This window comes from Variovorax sp. J31P179 (assembly GCF_030316985.1).
Taxonomy (GTDB): domain Bacteria; phylum Pseudomonadota; class Gammaproteobacteria; order Burkholderiales; family Burkholderiaceae_C; genus Variovorax; species Variovorax ginsengisoli_B.
This window is the reverse complement of sequence record NZ_JASZYL010000002.1, coordinates 408472-424537: the sequence shown is the minus strand read 5'-3', so window position 1 is coordinate 424537 and position 16066 is coordinate 408472. Positions and strand designations below refer to the sequence as shown.

General features: G+C 67.8%; 19 protein-coding genes and 1 tRNA gene. 5 read left to right on the top strand and 15 right to left on the bottom strand.

The features are described from left to right. The first annotated feature begins 7 nt into the window (after window positions 1-7). Together QTI17_RS06385 and QTI17_RS06380 are read left to right on the top strand one after the other, a co-directional pair. On the top strand, window positions 8-571 hold the full coding sequence (locus tag QTI17_RS06385; RefSeq protein ID WP_286531798.1) for a hypothetical protein: 564 nt from the start codon (window positions 8-10) through the stop codon (window positions 569-571). Window positions 572-784: 213 nt separating this feature from the next. After that, entirely contained in the window at window positions 785-1015 is a 231-nt protein-coding gene (locus tag QTI17_RS06380) for a hypothetical protein (RefSeq protein ID WP_286529111.1), read from the top strand. Window positions 1016-1080: 65 nt separating this feature from the next. On the opposite strand, the gene QTI17_RS06375 is transcribed toward QTI17_RS06380, so the two are convergent. Further along, on the bottom strand, window positions 1081-1476 hold the full coding sequence (locus tag QTI17_RS06375) for a hypothetical protein (protein WP_286531797.1): 396 nt from the start codon (window positions 1474-1476) through the stop codon (window positions 1081-1083). Window positions 1477-1671: 195 nt separating this feature from the next. Between QTI17_RS06375 and QTI17_RS06370 the strand changes: the two genes are divergently transcribed. Beyond that, entirely contained in the window at window positions 1672-2016 is a 345-nt protein-coding gene (locus QTI17_RS06370; protein WP_286531796.1) for a hypothetical protein, read from the top strand. After that, the gene (locus tag QTI17_RS06365) at window positions 2013-2858 is read left to right on the top strand and encodes a PA4780 family RIO1-like protein kinase (protein WP_286531795.1); all 846 of its coding nucleotides are present in this window, start codon (window positions 2013-2015) and stop codon (window positions 2856-2858) included. The genes QTI17_RS06370 and QTI17_RS06365 overlap by 4 nt, the downstream gene beginning before the upstream one ends. A 10-nt stretch (window positions 2859-2868) precedes the next feature. Here QTI17_RS06365 and QTI17_RS06360 read toward each other — a convergent pair whose 3' ends face one another. The 6 genes from QTI17_RS06360 to tolB form a co-directional block, all read right to left on the bottom strand. Then, window positions 2869-3510, bottom strand: a complete 642-nt coding sequence (locus tag QTI17_RS06360; RefSeq protein ID WP_286531794.1) for a glutathione S-transferase family protein — start codon at window positions 3508-3510, stop codon at window positions 2869-2871. Window positions 3511-3624: 114 nt separating this feature from the next. Continuing rightward, window positions 3625-3700, bottom strand: a tRNA-Lys gene (locus QTI17_RS06355). 45 nt (window positions 3701-3745) lie between these two features. Beyond that, window positions 3746-4555 carry a tRNA threonylcarbamoyladenosine dehydratase gene (locus tag QTI17_RS06350; RefSeq protein WP_286531793.1) on the bottom strand — a complete coding sequence of 270 codons (810 nt, stop codon included), beginning with the start codon at window positions 4553-4555 and terminating at the stop codon, window positions 3746-3748. 4 nt (window positions 4556-4559) lie between these two features. Then, entirely contained in the window at window positions 4560-5312 is a 753-nt protein-coding gene (ybgF, locus tag QTI17_RS06345) for a tol-pal system protein YbgF (protein ID WP_503011025.1), read from the bottom strand. 2 nt (window positions 5313-5314) lie between these two features. After that, entirely contained in the window at window positions 5315-5827 is a 513-nt protein-coding gene (gene pal / locus QTI17_RS06340; RefSeq protein ID WP_286531791.1) for a peptidoglycan-associated lipoprotein Pal, read from the bottom strand. Between the two features lie 20 nt (window positions 5828-5847). Beyond that, window positions 5848-7164: a Tol-Pal system beta propeller repeat protein TolB gene (gene tolB, locus QTI17_RS06335; RefSeq protein WP_478138509.1), complete on the bottom strand. Its 1317-nt coding sequence runs from the start codon at window positions 7162-7164 to the stop codon at window positions 5848-5850. A gap of 144 nt (window positions 7165-7308) precedes the next feature. Between tolB and msbA the strand changes: the two genes are divergently transcribed. Then, the gene (gene msbA / locus QTI17_RS06330; protein WP_286531790.1) at window positions 7309-9093 is read left to right on the top strand and encodes a lipid A export permease/ATP-binding protein MsbA; all 1785 of its coding nucleotides are present in this window, start codon (window positions 7309-7311) and stop codon (window positions 9091-9093) included. A 7-nt stretch (window positions 9094-9100) separates the two neighbouring features. Here the strand turns inward: msbA and rng are convergent, their stop codons facing one another. The 8 genes from rng to QTI17_RS06290 form a co-directional block, all read right to left on the bottom strand. Next, window positions 9101-10627 carry a ribonuclease G gene (rng, locus tag QTI17_RS06325; protein WP_286531789.1) on the bottom strand — a complete coding sequence of 509 codons (1527 nt, stop codon included), beginning with the start codon at window positions 10625-10627 and terminating at the stop codon, window positions 9101-9103. Between the two features lie 66 nt (window positions 10628-10693). Then, window positions 10694-11308, bottom strand: a complete 615-nt coding sequence (locus tag QTI17_RS06320) for a Maf family protein (RefSeq protein ID WP_286531788.1) — start codon at window positions 11306-11308, stop codon at window positions 10694-10696. Further along, a complete protein-coding gene (gene rlmH, locus QTI17_RS06315; RefSeq protein ID WP_286367719.1) occupies window positions 11305-11772 on the bottom strand; it encodes a 23S rRNA (pseudouridine(1915)-N(3))-methyltransferase RlmH in 468 nt (155 codons plus the stop codon). Before rlmH ends, QTI17_RS06320 begins: the two co-directional genes overlap by 4 nt. Beyond that, window positions 11769-12434, bottom strand: a complete 666-nt coding sequence (rsfS, locus tag QTI17_RS06310) for a ribosome silencing factor (protein ID WP_286529147.1) — start codon at window positions 12432-12434, stop codon at window positions 11769-11771. The genes rlmH and rsfS overlap by 4 nt, the downstream gene beginning before the upstream one ends. Further along, a complete protein-coding gene (gene nadD, locus QTI17_RS06305; RefSeq protein ID WP_286531787.1) occupies window positions 12434-13054 on the bottom strand; it encodes a nicotinate (nicotinamide) nucleotide adenylyltransferase in 621 nt (206 codons plus the stop codon). The genes rsfS and nadD overlap by 1 nt, the downstream gene beginning before the upstream one ends. Then, window positions 13045-13971, bottom strand: a complete 927-nt coding sequence (gene hemF, locus QTI17_RS06300) for an oxygen-dependent coproporphyrinogen oxidase (protein WP_286531786.1) — start codon at window positions 13969-13971, stop codon at window positions 13045-13047. Before hemF ends, nadD begins: the two co-directional genes overlap by 10 nt. Next, complete coding sequence (gene purD, locus QTI17_RS06295; RefSeq protein ID WP_286531785.1) at window positions 13971-15266, bottom strand: phosphoribosylamine--glycine ligase; 1296 nt, start codon at window positions 15264-15266, stop codon at window positions 13971-13973. The genes hemF and purD overlap by 1 nt, the downstream gene beginning before the upstream one ends. 25 nt (window positions 15267-15291) lie before the next feature. Beyond that, window positions 15292-16017 carry a YebC/PmpR family DNA-binding transcriptional regulator gene (locus QTI17_RS06290; protein ID WP_286531784.1) on the bottom strand — a complete coding sequence of 242 codons (726 nt, stop codon included), beginning with the start codon at window positions 16015-16017 and terminating at the stop codon, window positions 15292-15294. Window positions 16018-16066: the final 49 nt, after the last annotated feature.

Genomic DNA, 16066 nt, shown 5'->3' with positions numbered 1-16066 from the left:
GGGCGGAATGTCTTCCGCCATCGAACTCGCGCAGGGTGACCCCCAACTGATTGCCGCCATCCGGCGCAGTCGCCGCCTGCTGGGCCGCAAGGCGATGATGGCGGCCGCCGTCGGCGCGATGCCCATTCCGGGCCTCGACTGGGCTGCCGACGCGGCCCTGCTGGCCCGCGTGGTGCCGCAGATCAGCACCGAGTTCGGGCTTTCGGTGACCCAGGTCGAGCGCCTGGCGCCGCACGAGCGCGAGCGCATCCGCAAGGCCGCGGCCACCGTCGGCGCCCTGCTGGTCGGGCGCCTGGTCACCCGCGACCTGCTGGTCGCGCTGGCGCGCCATGCCGGCGTCAAGCTGACCGCCAGCCAGGCGGCCCGTTTCGTTCCCCTTGCCGGGCAAGTGGTCTCTGCCACGCTCAGCTATGCCGCGCTCCGCTCGCTGGGCGAACTGCACATCAAGGACTGCGTCCGGGTGGCGCAGGCCGTGCGGCATCAGTTGCCGTCGCCGCAGGGCGAGCGACCGGCGCCGCCCGTGCGCCCTTCCAGGTTGAGCAGCGCATGGAATCGACTCCGGCTTCGCTAGGGGCGTTTTCACCCTAATACCAAAGAATTCGAAAATTATCAATCTGAACGAGTTGTTGGCCTGCGACGACATCGGATGGGGAGCTATTGCGCAAGCAGGCGGATAATGCGATGACTTGCACACCTGGCTGCCGGATGCGTCAAGCGTGTGACAAAAGGGAAGTCGAGATCAAACCAAGGTCGTATCCGCGCGACTGGTTCGGAGGAGCGGAATATGAACGAGACAGACCTCGCAGCGTCGGTCGAGAGGCTCATGGCCAGGGTCGACTACTACCTGCATTGCGAGTTGGACGAAGAGTACGACCACGACCGGCCGGACACGGCGCGCAGGTTGCTCGAGGCCGCCTTGCGGCAAGAACTGCTGCGTGCCAGCGCCGTCGGCGTGGTGTCGTCGATCGCGGGCTCGCGCCACTCCGCCGCGCTGGACGGCAGCGACGCCGCATAGGCCCCGATCAAGCAAGCAAAAGGCCGTCTCGAACGGCCTTTTTGTTGTGCGGCTTCAGGTCTCGATCAGTCGCGATCGCCCCATCCCCGACGCTCTTCACGGCGCTCATGCCGCCAGTCGCGATGGTCCCAGCGGCGACCATCGTTCCACTCGGAGCGATAGAAGCGCCGCCCCTCGCCGCGATACCCCGGCTCATAGTAGACGGGCGCCGGCGCGTAGGCCACAGGCGGCGCCGCGCGATACACCGGCGCCGGCTGGTAGTACACCGGCGCCGGAGGCGCGTAGACAGGCGCTGGCTCGTAGTAGCGCGCCGGCTCGCCCGCGCCGACGACCACGCCGGGGACTGCGATGCCCACTGACCAGTTCGTGCCTGCGCTGGCTGAAGCGGCACCTGCGAGGGCTGCGACGGCGAGGACGCCGACCGCTGCCAACTTGACCAACACTGAACGACCTGCCTGCATGTGAATCTCCTGTTCGAGGCAATTGCCCCGTGCACATTCAACGCCGGTGCGTCGAACAGCGTGCACCGAGGGATTGCAAAGCTGGCGTAAACCCACGCAACCGACCCTGACACCGCCTCCATTCGCGCGTCATGCGTTGCCTACAGACAAAGTAACCCAAATGTATTACTTTGCAATGTCACTAAAGGACACGCCGTGGACTCGAATGACCGGGCTGAACTCGCCCGCCTCTGGGCGGCGTGGCTCGAGTGCAGGGCCAGCGCAGCCGCCGAGCGGGAGCGCCTGATCGAACAGGCCGGCGACCACCTGTGCACCGGGAGCCCGGCCCCGAGCGAGAAGGAGGTCGCGGCCCTCGATGCGCTGGAATACCGGCACCGCGCCGCGTGGGCGGCGTACTCGGCCTGCCTGCTTCGCATCTATGCCGTCGCGTCATGGGTGTCCGGACTCGACCTGGACAAGCCCTCAGCGCCCTTGCCACCGAAACAGGCGTCGGCCTCCTTGGCGCGAGGCGAAGCGCCGGACAGGCAGAATGCGCCATGAAAGCACCCCCTCGACTACAGACACTCATCGACGAAGGACTGATCGACAGCGTGGTTCGCCAGCTCATGAGCGGCAAGGAAGCGACGGTCTACGTGGTGCGCTGCGGCGACGACACGCGCTGCGCCAAGATCTACAAGGAAGCGACCCAGCGCAGCTTTCGCCAGGCCGTCGACTACACCGAGAATCGCAAGGTCAAGAACACGCGCCTGCAGCGCGCGATGGCCAAGGGCACGAAATTCGGACGGCAGGCGACCGAGGCCGCATGGCAAAGCGCCGAGGTCGACGCCCTCTACAGGCTGGCCGCGGCCGGCGTCCGCGTGCCGGAGCCCTACAACTTCTGCGACGGCGTGCTGCTGATGGAATTGGTCGCGGACGCCCAGGGCGATGCCGCACCGCGCCTGAACGACGTGGTGTTCTCGCCCGAGGACGCGCGGCTGCACCACGCGACGCTGCTGGCGGAAGTGGTCCGCATGCTGTGTGCGGGCGTGGTGCATGGCGACCTCTCGGAGTTCAATGTGTTGCTGGCCGCCGATGGCCCTGTGATCATCGACTTGCCGCAGGCGGTCGATGCCGCGGGCAACAATCACGCGCGGCGGATGCTCCTGCGCGACGTCGCGAACCTCGCGGACTTCTTCGGTCAGGTGGCGCCCGAGCTGCGTTCCACCCGCTATGGCGAGGAGATATGGAACCTCTATGAACGTGGCGAGCTGCACACCGGCTCGGCGCTGACAGGCAGCTTCGTGCGCCCGAGCGGGCCGGTGGATCTGGGCGGCGTACTGCGCGAGGTCGACGACGCGCGCGCCGAAGAGGCGGCCCGACTCGTGCGCATGGCAGCGCGCTGAATGCCGGTCTTCAGGTCAGCAAGAGTGGCATGCCCGGGTCGCCCTTGCGCATGGCGCGCTGGTAGGCGTCTCGCCCTGCAATGCGCTGCAGGTAGGCCAGGATGTTCGGATAAGGCGTGAGGTCGAAGGGCATGAAGTACCGCATCGTCGTCAGCGAGAAGAACGTCATGATGTCGGCCGCGGTGAAGTTCTCTCCGGCCAGGAACGGCACGTCGCCGAGGCGCTTCTCGATCAGCGCGAACGCCCCCTCGAGCCGGCCGTTCAGGCGGGCAGCGATGGGATTGTCAGGCGGCAGGTGCAGTCTCCGCAGGAGCATGTTGCGCCCCATGTTCGGCTGGAAGTTCCCGTTGGCGTAGTGCCACCAGAAGATGTAGTCGACGTAGTCCGGATGGTCCGGGCCGAGCGCGAGCCGGCCATGGCCGTATTTCGCGATGATGTATTCGACGATGGCGCCCGACTCGGCAAGCAGGACATCCCCGTCGCTGATCACGGGCGCGGTGCCGAGCGGATGCAGCGCGACGAGTTCTGGTGGGGCCAACGCGGTGACCGGATCCCGCACATGGTGCCTCAGCTCGTACGTCAGGCCGAGCTCCTCGCAAAGCCACACGATTCGCTCTGATTGCGATTTGCCGAGATGGTGGACGGTCAGCACGGTGCTTCCTTGAAACTGAGTGCTCGATCATGGCAGATGCGTTTGGAGGCTACTTGGCCCCCAAAAAAGAAAAAGCCCGCTATCGAATAGATAGCGGGCTCTTCTTGCAAGGATTGGTAGGACGTACAAGATTCGAACTTGTGACCAACGGATTAAAAGTCCGCTGCTCTACCAACTGAGCTAACGTCCCGATACCAGTGTTCTTGGCCGGCGTCGAATCCGGCAAAGCCTGAAATTATAGCGTGACATTTCGGGCAATCCGATCGAGGAGCCACCCTGCCGCACATTGACCGAATGTGGCGGTCACCGCCACCACCGATCCATAGCCATGGCAGTTGAGCGAACCGTCGCCCTCGATCGCGCAGGAGGCGTCCGGCGGCGCGACGCTCTCGCGACTGAAGACGCATGCGACGCCGATCTTGCGGCCTTCGCGCGGTGCGCCGTGAGCCTTGCGCAGTCGCTGGCGAAGCTGCGCCAGCAAGGGGTCGTGCGTGACCAGGGCTAGATCGTCGATCTCGACCCGGTGCGCCAGGCGCTTGCCCCCGGCGGCGCCGACGGTGACGAAGCCTGCGTCCGCGCCGCGTGCCCAGGCGGCCATCGCGAGCTTGGCCTTCACCTGGTCGCAGGCATCGAGAACCGCGGTCACCGGACCGTTGGCGGCCTCGGCGGTGGCCAGCAGGGCCTGCCAGTTGTCGGGCTCGACGAACTCGTCGATCGCCAGCACGCTGCAGGCCGGATTGATGTGCGCGATGCGATCCCGCATGGCTTCCACCTTGGCCTGGCCGACGGTCGAATCGAGCGCATGGATCTGGCGGTTGATGTTGGATTCGGCGATGTGATCGAGGTCGACCAGCGACAGCCGCCCGACTCCGCTGCGCGCCAGCGCCTCGACGGCCCATGAGCCGACGCCACCAATGCCCGCCACCAGCACGTGCGCCTCGCGGATGCGGGCCGCGCCCGCCACCCCGTACAAGCGCTCCAGCCCGCCGAAACGGCGGGCCAGGTCGGCGTCGTCCGTGGCGACGACGGGGCTCGCGGCGGTCAAGGGGCTAGCGCAGCCGCGACAGCCGTTCGCGGCCGGCTTGCGCTGCCTCCGACTGCGGATAGGCCTTGGTCAGGTCCTCGAGCGTGCGGCGTGCGGCCTTGGTGTCCTTCAGCTCGATCTGGCAATTCGCGATCGACAGCACGGCCTCGGGTGCCTTCGCATGGTCGGGCGCCAGCGAGAGCATCGACCTGAAATTGGCGATGGCCTCGTTGTAGTTGCGCGTCGCGTACTGCGCATTGCCGAGCCAGAACAGCGCCGAGGCGTTGTAGCCGCTCTGCGGATAGCGCTTGACGAAGTCGGCGAACGCCGTCTGCGCCTGCGCGAACTGGCCCGCACGGAAGATGCCGAGGGCCGCGTCGAAGTCGGCCTTTTCCTTTGGATCGGCATTGAACTCGCGGCCGTCGACCGCGACCTTGGACGGCTCGTTGCTCTTGGCTCGGCTGTCGGTGTCGGTCTGGCGCTGCTGCTGAAGATCGGTGACGGTCTTCGTGAGCTGCTCGTTCTGACCCGTCAAGCGCGCCATGTCGCCGCGCATCTGCTCGATCTGGTTCTGCAGATCGAGCAGGCTGCGGCGCAGTTGCGCGCTTTCCTCGCTTTGACGCTGCTCGGCCTGCTGGCGCATGGTCTCGACCCGCTGGCGCAGGTCGAGGATGGCGCGCCGCGCCTCGTCGTCTTCGAACAGCGCGGCCTGGGCCCCCAGCGAAGCGCACAGCAACGCGGCTGCGAGGACTGCGCCTCGCAAAGTAAGGCCGCGCATCATCAGCGGTACGTGATCTCGGCGCGGCGGTTCTGCGCCCAGACGTCCTCGCCGCTGCCCTGCGCCGCCGGCTTTTCCTTGCCGAAGCTCACGGCCTCGATCTGGGAATCGCTGACACCGACCAGGACCAGTGCGCGGCGCACGGCCTCGGAGCGCTTCTGGCCGAGTGCGAGGTTGTACTCGCGGCCGCCGCGTTCGTCGGTGTGTCCTTCGATCGACACGCGACGGTTCGGATTGGCCTTGAGGAAGCGCGCATGGCCGTCGATGAGTTGCTGGAACTCGGGCTTGACGGTGTAGCTGTCGAAGTCGAAATAGATGATCCGTGCCACGCCGACCGGGCCTTGCGCGTTCTGCGCATTCGGGTCGATGGTGACCGGCGCCACGCCGCTGGCAGCGCCGCCGCCCTGGCCCGCCGCACCGCGGTCGACCACCGGGGTGTCGTTCAGCTTGGTGCCGGACGAGCAGCCAGCGATCAGGGCCACGATGGCCAGCGAATAAATCGTACGTTTCAACATTTTCGGACTCCTCAAGTTAATCATTGCTTTTGAAACGGACCCCAGTCCGGTTCCCGGATGTCTCCGGCCTGCCCCGCCAACCGCGCCTTGATCTTGCCGTCGAGCGTCGTGGTCATCAGTGCCTCGCGGCCCTGCAGCTTGGTGGCGTAGACGATCAATTTGCTGTTCGGCGCAAAACTCGGGCGCTCGTCGGCCGTGGTGTCCGTGATCGCCTGCACGTTGCCGGTCGCCAACTCCATCACATGGAGTTTGAACGCCCCGCCGACGCGCGAGATGTAGGCCAACCACCGGCCATCGCCGCTGATCGACGGAGAAATGTTGTAGGTTCCGCTGAAGGTGACCCGGGTCGGGTTGCCGCCGCCGGCGCCCATCTTGTAGATCTGCGGCGCACCGCCGCGATCGCTGACGAAGTAGATCGTGCCGCCGTCGGCCGAGAACACCGGCTCGGTGTCGATGCTGTTGCTCTGCGTGAGACGGCGCGGCTCGCCGCCGCTGGACGAGATGGTGTAGAGCTGCGAGCCGCCGTCGCGGCTCAGGGTGACGGCCAGCGTGCTGCCGTCCGGGGCCCAGGCCGGCGCGCTGTTGGAGCCGCGGAAGTTCGCCACCAGCCGCCGCTGGCCGCTGGCGACGTTGTGGACGTACACCACCGGCTTGCGCGACTCGAAGGACACGTAGGCGAGTTGGCTGCCGTTGGACGACCAGCGCGGCGAAATGATCGGTTCGGGACTGGCGAGTGCCGCCTGGGCGTTCTCGCCGTCCGAGTCGGCCACCCACAGCGTGTAGCGGCTCCCGCCCTTGGTGACATAGGCGATGCGGGTCGAGAAGATGCCCTTCTCGCCGGTCAGCTTCTCGTAGATGTAGTCGGCGATGCGGTGCGAGGCCAGCCGCAGGTCGCCCTGGGGCACGGTGTAGCTCTGGCCGCCGAGGTCTTGCCCGCGCACCACGTCCCAGAGGCGGAAGCGGACGTCGAAACGGCCATCGGCCAGCCGAGTGACGCTGCCGACCGCGAGCGAATCGGCGGTGCGCTGGCGCCAGAAGCTGAGGTCGGGGCGGGAGCTTTCATCGAGGGCCTGGCCGGACGCGTCGACGCCGCGGAACTGTCCGCTGCGCTCGAGGTCGGCCAGCACGATCGCCGAGATCTTCTGCGGCGAGGACTCCTCGCCCCGGAAGGGCGCGATCGCGATCGGCAACTGCGTCACGCCCACACCCGAGACCTCGACCCGGAACTGAGCCAGGGCGGGAATCACGGGGGTGGCAGCGAGGGCCGCGACCAAGGCGCGGCGTGCGAAGAACGATGAAGAAGGGGTTGGGGGAAAGTCTTGCAACGGCTTTTTCATGCAGTTCGGAGAGGTTTCCGAGGTTTAAGTTTCTTGTCTCGGACGAAAACAGTGCACATGGTACATGTTGCGATGGCCCTGTCGTCACAAAACGTGTATGAGGCGGTCGGGTCCTACAGGTTCCGGCCCGTAGAATTCGCCGCCATGCAGCCCTTCCCCGCCACCGACACGGTGCGCCTCCCCCTGACGCGACGACTCGCGCGCCTGATGACCTGGTTCGGCAGTTCGCGCCGCTGGTGGGCGCTGGGCATCGCGACCGCCGCGGTCGCCGCGCTCACCGAACCCCTGCTGGCCGCGATGCTGAAGCCGCTCTTCGATCGCGGCTTCACGCGCGGACAGCTGGCGCTGTGGATCGTGCCGGTGGCGATCATCCTGCTCTTCCTGGTGCGCGGCGTGGCGCAGTTCATCTCGCAATATGCCCTTGCGCGGATCGCCAACGAAGGCATGCAGGGACTGCGGCGCATGCTGTTCAAGCGCCTGCTCGAAGCGGAACTCGCGCTGTTCTCGCGCCAGTCGGCCAGCACCTTGTCGAACACGGTGGTCTACGAGGTGCAGACCGGCGCCATGCTGCTGGTGCAGGCGCTGCTGAGCCTGTCGCGCGACGGCTTCGTGACGATTGCGCTGCTGTTCTACCTGGTCTACCTGAACTGGAAGCTGACGCTGATCGTCGGCGTGATGGTGCCCGGCGTGGCCTGGATCATGAAGGTGCTGTCCAAGCGGCTCTACCACCTGACACGCCTGGGGCAGCATGCCACCGACGAACTGGCCTATGTGGTCGAGGAGAACGTCCTCGCCCACAAGATGGTGCGCCTGCACCGCGCCGAAGCCAGCCAGAGCGAGCGCTTCGAACGCCTGAGCCACAGCCTCAACCGCCTGGCCGTGAAATCGACCATCGCCCAGGCCGCGATGACCCCGCTGACGCAGCTCTTCGCTGCCTTCGCGCTGTCGATCGTGGTGATGATCGCGCTCTGGCAGGCCGGCGAGAAAGGGCTGACCGTCGGCGGCTTCATCTCGTACGTGACGGCGATGCTGATGCTGATCGCGCCGATCCGGCGCCTCGCCGACATGGCCAATCCGATCACACGCGGACTGGCGGCGCTCGAGCGCGGCCTCGCGTTGATCGACGAGGTTCCGTCGGAAACGCAGGGCCGGTTCGTGCTCGAACGCGCGGCCGGCCACATCGAACTGCGCCGCGTCTGCGTCAACTACCGAGGTGACGACGAGGCGCGCGCGCTCGACGGCGTCAGCCTGGCGATCGAGCCCGGCGAGGTGATTGCCTTCGTCGGGCCCTCCGGCTCGGGAAAGACGACGCTGGTCAACCTGCTGCCGCGCTTCGTGCTGCCGAGCGCCGGCGAGGTGCTGCTCGATGGCCACGAGGTCGGCGAATGGCAGCTCGCGAGCCTGCGCTCGCAGTTCGCGATGGTCAGCCAGGACGTGGTGATGCTCAACGACAGCCTGGCGGCGAACGTCGCGCTCGGTGCCGCGATCGACCGCGAGCGCGTGCTCGAATGCGTCGCTGCCGCCAACCTGGCGGTCCACGTGGAAGGCCTGCCGCAGGGCATCGACACCGTGCTGGGCCACAACGCGACCCAGTTGTCGGGCGGCCAGCGGCAGCGCCTGGCGATCGCGCGCGCGCTCTACAAGAACGCGCCGATATTGCTGCTCGACGAAGCCACCTCGGCGCTCGACACCGAATCCGAGCGGCAGGTGCAGGAAGCGCTGCAGCGGCTCATGCAGGGCCGCACGACGCTGATCGTGGCCCACCGCCTCTCGACCATCCAGCATGCCGACCGCATCGTCGTGATGGAGCATGGCCGCATCGCCGAGCACGGCTCGCACGAACAGCTGATGGCGCTCGACGGCCTGTATGCGCGGCTGCAGAACAATGCCGTGCGCACCGCGCCGGCGGGCCAGCCGGCCATTCTCTGAACGGCCGCTAGAGCAAGACGATGTCGTACTGGCCCTGCCCCATCGCGGGCTCGGCCTGGAGCGAAATGGGCTTGCCGATGAAATCGCTCAGGCCGGCCAGGTGCTGGCTCTCTTCGTCGAGGAAAAGCTCGATCACCTGCGGCGACGAGACGATGCGGAACTCGCGCGGCGTGAACTGCCGGGCCTCGCGCAGGATCTCGCGCAGCACGTCATAGGCCACGCTGCGCGCGGTCTTCACGATGCCCTGGCCGTTGCAGGCCAGGCAGGGCTCGCACAGCATGTGGGCCAGCGACTCGCGCGTGCGCTTGCGCGTCATCTCGACCAGGCCCAGCTGCGAGAAGCCGCCGGCCGTGGTCTTGACCCGGTCGCGCGCCAGCTGCTTGCGGAATTCGGCCAGCACCTGCTCCCGGTGGTCGTCGCGCGCCATGTCGATGAAGTCGACGATCACGATGCCGCCCAGGTTGCGCAGCCGCAATTGCCGGGCGATCGCCTGCGCGGCCTCGAGGTTGGTCTTGAAGATCGTGTCGTCGAAATTGCGCGCACCGACGAAGCCACCGGTGTTGACGTCGACAGTGGTCAGGGCCTCGGTCTGGTCGACCACCAGGTAGCCGCCGGACTTGAGGTCGACCCGGCGGCCCAGCGCCTTGGCGATCTCCTCGTCGATCGAATAGAGGTCGAAGATCGGTCGCTCGCCCTTGTACAGCTGCAGCTTGCCGGCGGCCTGCGGCATGAATTCGAGACCGAACTTGAGGAGCACATCGAACTGTTCGCGCGAGTCGATGCGGATGGTCTGGGTGTCCTCGCTGGTCATGTCGCGCAGCACGCGCTGCAGCAGGCTCAGGTCCTGGTGCAGCAGCGACATCGGCGGCATCCGCGCCGACAGTTCGCGGATCCGGGTCCAGGTCTTGCGCAGATAGGCGATGTCCTCGGCCAGTTCGGCATCGCTCGAATCCTCGCCGTTGGTGCGCAGGATGAAGCCGCCGGTGTTGGCCGGCACCACGCCGCCGCTGTCGGCGGCCGCGGCGGCCTCGATCAGCGCCTGCATGCGGTTGCGCAGCGCATCGCGCAGGTCGGGCGGGATCTTCTGCGAGACGCCGATGTGATTGTCCTGCGGCAGGAAGACCAGCAGCCGCCCGGCGATGCTGATCTGGGTCGACAGCCGCGCGCCCTTGGTGCCGATCGGGTCCTTGATGACCTGCACGAGCAGCGACTGGCCCTCGAACACCTGCTTCTCGATCGGCACCATGGCGCCGCCGTTGCGATGGTCGCGGTCGGCCACCTGGGTGCTCGGCCGCGAGCCGGGCGTGAACGGGGCGACGATGTCGGCCACATGCAGAAAGGCGGTGCGGTCGAGGCCGATGTCGATGAAGGCCGACTGCATGCCCGGCAGCACCCGCGACACCTTGCCCAGGTAGATGTTGCCGACCAGCCCGCGCTCCAGCGTGCGCTCCAAGTGGAGCTCCTGCACCGCGCCGTGCTCGACCAGCGCGACGCGGGTCTCCTGGGGGGACCAGTTGATCAGGATGTCTTGCATGTTTTCTAGTCAGTTGAGGACAGAGCAAAAACTGCCGCGCAGTTTCTTGGTCTGTCCTGCAAGGTCTCAATAGCTCTCGAAGCCGGCTTGGCGCAGCAGTTCGGCGGTCTCGAACATCGGGAGGCCCATGATGCCCGAATGCGAGCCGCTGATGTGTTCGATGAAGGCCGCGGCACGGCCCTGGATGCCGTAGGCGCCGGCCTTGCCCAGAGGCTCGCCGCTGGCGACGTAGGCGGCGATGCGCGCCGGACCGACCGCCGCGAAGCGGACATGCGAGACGTTCAGGGCTGCCAGCCGCCGATCGCCATGCTGCAGCGCGATCGCGGTCATCACGCGGTGGGTGCGCCCGGCCAGCGAGGCCAGCATGCGGGCGGCATCGGCGGCGTCCTCCGGCTTGCCGAGGATGGTGCGGCCGATCGCCACCGTGGTGTCGGCGCACAGGATCGGCGCCGGCGGCAGGCCGCGCTCCAGGCGGCGCCGCACGGCGGCATCGAGCTTCAGCGCCGTGACGCGCTGCACGTAGGCGGTCGGCGATTCGCCGGCCAGCACGGCCTCCAGCGACTCGGCATCTTCCTCGGCGGTGGCCAGCAGCAGCTCGTGCCGTACGCCGAGTTGCCCGAGCAACTGGGCGCGGCGCGGGCTTTGCGAGGCCAGGTAGATGAACGGTGGATGAGGACTCATTCGCGGTGGTACGGGTGGCCGGCATTGACCGACCACGCGCGATACAGCTGCTCGACGAGCAGCACGCGCGCCATCGCATGCGGCAGGGTGAGGTCGGAGAGCCGGATGCGCTCGTGCGCGGCCGCCTTGAATGCCGGGTCGAGGCCGTCGGGGCCGCCGATCACCAGCGCCACGTCGTCGCCCTCGCCTTGCCAGGCCTGCAGCCGCGCCGCCAGGGCCTTGGTGGTCAGCGCCGTGCCGCGCTCGTCGAGCGCGACGATCCGCATGCCCTTGGCGATCGCGCCCTCGATGCGCTCGCGCTCGGCCGCATAGAGGGTTTCGAGCGTCTTGGAGCCGCGCGGCTCGGTCTTGACCGCGCGCAGTTCGAGCTTGAGCTCGGGCGGGAAGCGCTTGGCGTAGTCGTCCCAGGCGGTCTGCGCCCAGTCGGGCATGCGTTGCCCGACCGCGACCACCAGCAGTTTCATGACCTCGGCGAGGTCGTCTTGCGTGCGGCCTTCTTCGCTGCCGGCGCGGCCTTCTTGGCGGCAGCCTTCTTGGCCGGCGCCTTGTTGACCACCACGGTCTTCACGGGGGACTTGGCCGCGGTCGTCTTGCGGGCGGCGGTCTTCTTGGCGGCGGGCTTCTGCTTTTCCGCCTTGGCGGCCTGCTCGGCCGAGCGGATCGCTGTCTTGGCGGCACTGGAGCGGCGCAGCGAGGTCGGCACCTTCTTGGCCGCGGGCGCCTTCTCTTCGGAGGCCTGGGCCACGGCCGGCTTGGCGGCACCGAGCTTGGTGCGAACCGGCTTGTCGCCCCAGATCTCTTCGAGGTGGTAGTAGCGCCGGATGGCCGGCTGCATGATGTGGGCCACGGCCGCGCCGCAGTCGACGATGATCCACTCGCCGTTCGCCTCGCCCTCGACCCGCGGCTTGTGGAAGCCGGCATCGCGCACCGCATCCCGCACGCTGGAGGCCAGCGCCTTGGTCTGGCGGTTGGAGGTGCCCGAGGCGACGATCACGCGCTCGAACAGCGGCGACAGATGTTCAGTGTCGAAAACCTGGATGTCCTGCGCCTTGACGTCCTCGAGTCCGTCGACGATGGCCCTCTGGAGTTTCTGGATGTCTTTTTTTGCGGCGGCTTCAGTGGTCATCAGGCGGGTCGGTAGAGGTGGTGTCTGTCAATATAGCGTGCAACCGCCGCCGGAACCAGACCATCGAGGTCCTCGCCACGCGCAGCGCGCGCCCGGATGTCGGTCGCGCTGGTGTCCATCGGCTGGATTTGGAGTTGCTCGAATCGCGCGCCGGACGGCAGGGGTGCCAGCGTTCCGGGATCGAATGGGCCGGAGGGGCCCGTGGGCAGTGCGCGATCAGCTACCGAAATTATAGCGGTCGCGAGAATCTCTTCGTAACCGTGCCAGCGCGGCAGCGAACGCGCCTGGTCGGCGCCCACGATCAGCACCAGTTGCACGCCGGGATGCGCCCGCTGCAACTCGCGCAGCGTGTCGAGCGTGTAGGTCGGCCCGGGGCGCTCGATCTCGCGGGTGTCGACCACGGCGCCTTCGATGCCCTCGAAGGCCAGCCGCGCCATCGCGAGGCGGTCGGCCGCGGCGCTCAGCGGACGCGCCTTGTGCCACGCCTGCCCGGTCGGGAAGATGCGCAGCTCGGCCAGATCCAGCTGCGCCAGCGCCGATCGCACCAGGGCCACGTGCGCGTTGTGCGGCGGGTCGAAGGCCCCGCCGAAGACACCGACGCGCAGCGGAGTCAGAGCCATTCGCGCCGGACGATGAAGTCGCTGTAGAGCGCCGCCTCGGGGCTGCCCGGCTCGGGCTGGAGGCGATAGGCCCAGCTGGCCAGCGGCGGCATCGACAGCAGGATCGACTCGGTGCGCCCGCCCGACTGCAGGCCGAAATGCGTGCCGCGGTCCCAGACCAGGTTGAACTCGACGTAGCGGCCGCGGCGGTGGAGCTGGAAGGCCCGCTCGCGCTCACCGTAGGGCATGTTGCGGCGGCGCTCGACGATCGGCAGGTAGGCCGGCAGGAAGGCATCGCCGACCGAGCGCAGCAGCGCGAAGCTCTGGTCGAAGTCCGGTTCGGCGAAGTCGTCGAAGAAGATCCCGCCGACGCCGCGTTGCTCGTTGCGGTGCTTGAGCGTGAAGTAGTCGTCGCACCAGGCCTTGAAGCGCGGGTATTTGTCGTCACCGAAAGGCGCCAGGGCATCGCGGCAGCTGCGGTGGAAATGCACCGCGTCCTCCTCGAAGCCGTAGCACGGCGTCAGGTCCATGCCGCCGCCGAACCAGCACACCGGCGCGCCATCGGCCGGCAGCGCGGCCAGCATGCGGACATTCATGTGGACGATCGGCACGTAGGGGTTGCGCGGATGGAAGACCAGCGACACGCCCATCGCCTCGAACGGCGCCCCGGCCAGCTCGGACCGGTGCTGGGTCGCCGAGGGCGGCAACCGCGGCCCGCGCACCTGCGAGAAGCCGCAGCCGGCGCGCTCGAACAGCGCGCCGCCTTCGAGGATGCAGGTCAGGCCGCTGCCCTGCAGCGGCTCGCCAGGCGCCTTGTGCCACGGGTCGCGGACGCAGCGCCCGCCGTCGGCGGTCTCGACCGCCTCCACGATGTGCCTCTGCAGCCCGCGCAGGTAGGCGGCCACCGCCTCGGGTCGGCTGTGGTCGGCGGCTGGCATCAGGCCTCGCGGCCGCGCGCCTGGACCGCGCGATGCCCGATGTCCTTGCGGTACTGGGCGCCGTCGAACTGGATCCGCGCCGCCACCGCATAGGCCCGCTGCTGCGCCAGCTTGACGCTGTCGGCCAGCACCGTGACGCAGAGCACGCGGCCGCCGCTGGTCGTGAGCTCGCCGCCGTCGAGCGTGGTGCCCGCGTGGAACACCACGGCGTCCGGCGCCTCCGGCGGAATGCCCGTGATGCGGTCGCCCTTGCGCGGCGCCAGCGGATAGCCGTGCGCGGCCATCACGACGCCGAGGGCGACCCGGCGGTCCCACTCGAGCTCGACCTGATCGAGCGTGCCGTCGGTGGCGTGCCAGAAGACCTCGAACAGATCGGACTTGAGCCGCAGCATGATCGGCTGGGTCTCGGGGTCGCCCATGCGGCAGTTGAACTCGAGCGTCTTGGGGTGGCCCTTGGCGTCGATCATGAGGCCGGCGTAGAGGAAGCCGGTGTAGGGAATGCCGTCCTTCTCCATGCCGCGGATGGTCGGCAGGATGATTTCGCGCATCGCGCGGGCGTGCACCTCGGCCGTCACCACGGGGGCCGGCGAATAGGCGCCCATGCCGCCGGTGTTCGGGCCTTCGTCGCCGTCGAGCAGGCGCTTGTGGTCCTGGCTGGTGGCCAGCGCCGTGACGTTCTGGCCGTCGCACAGCACGATGAAGCTGGCCTCTTCGCCGGTCAGGAACTCCTCGATCACGACGCGCGCCCCGCCCTCGTTGTGCGAGACGCCGAACTTGTTGTCGAGCAGCATGAAGTCGATCGCCTCGTGCGCCTCGGCGGCCGTCATCGCGACCACCACGCCCTTGCCGGCGGCCAGGCCGTCGGCCTTGACCACGATCGGCGCACCCTTGGCGTCGACGTAGGCATGCGCCGCCGCGGCGTCGGTGAAGGCCTCGTATTCGGCGGTCGGGATCGCGTGCCGCTTCATGAAGGCCTTCGAGAAGGCCTTCGAGCTTTCGAGCTGCGCCGCGGCCTGGGTCGGACCGAAGATGCGCAGGCCGTGGGCACGGAACTCGTCGACCACGCCAGCCGCCAGCGGCGCTTCGGGGCCGACCACGGTCAGGCCGATCTTTTCCTTCTGGGCCCAGGCCCGCAGGTCGGCCGGCGCCGTGATGTCGACGCATTCGTAGCGCGTATCGGAGCGGGTGCCGCCGTTGCCCGGCGCCACGTAGACCCGGCTGACCCGGTCCGACTGCGCCAGTCGCCACGCCAGGGCGTGCTCGCGGCCGCCGCCTCCAATCACCAGTACCTTCATTCGCGGGCTTTCGTTCGCCAAGCCGTCATTCGGACAGCGCGGCGTTGTGATAGACATCCTGCACGTCGTCCAGGTCTTCCAGGACGTCGAGCAGCTTCTGCATGCGGGCGGCTTCCTCGCCGGCGAGCTCGATGGTGTTCTCGGCCCGCATGGTGACTTCGGCCACCTCGGGCTTCAGGCCGGCGGCCTCGAGCGCGTTCTTGACGGCCTCGAAATCGCCGACCGCGGTCAGCACCTCGATGGCGCCGTCGTCGTCGGTGACGACATCCTCGGCGCCGGCCTCGAGCGCGACTTCCATCACCTTGTCCTCGCTGGTGCCGGGCCCGAACACGAGCTGGCCGCAATGCTTGAACTGGAAGGCCACCGAGCCTTCGGTGCCCATGTTTCCGCCATGCTTGGAAAAGGCATGGCGCACCTCGGCGACGGTGCGCACGCGGTTGTCGGTCATGGTATCGACGATGATCGCGGCGCCGCCGATGCCGTAGCCCTCGTAGCGGATTTCCTCGTAGTTCACACCTTCGAGGTTGCCGGTGGCCTTGTCGATGTTGCGCTTGATCGTGTCGATCGGCAGGTTGACCGCCTTGGCTTTCTCGACCGCCAGCCGGAGCCGCGGGTTGCCGCCCAGGTCGCCGCCGCCGGTGCGCGCGGCGACCATGATTTCACGGATGGCGCGGGTCCAGAGCTTGCCGCGCTTTTCGTCCTGACGGCCCTTCCGGTGCTGAATGTTCGCCCATTTGCTATGTCCGGCCATGGCTCTATCTCTCGCAATCTTGTGTTTTCAAACCAGGCAGCGAGTTTAC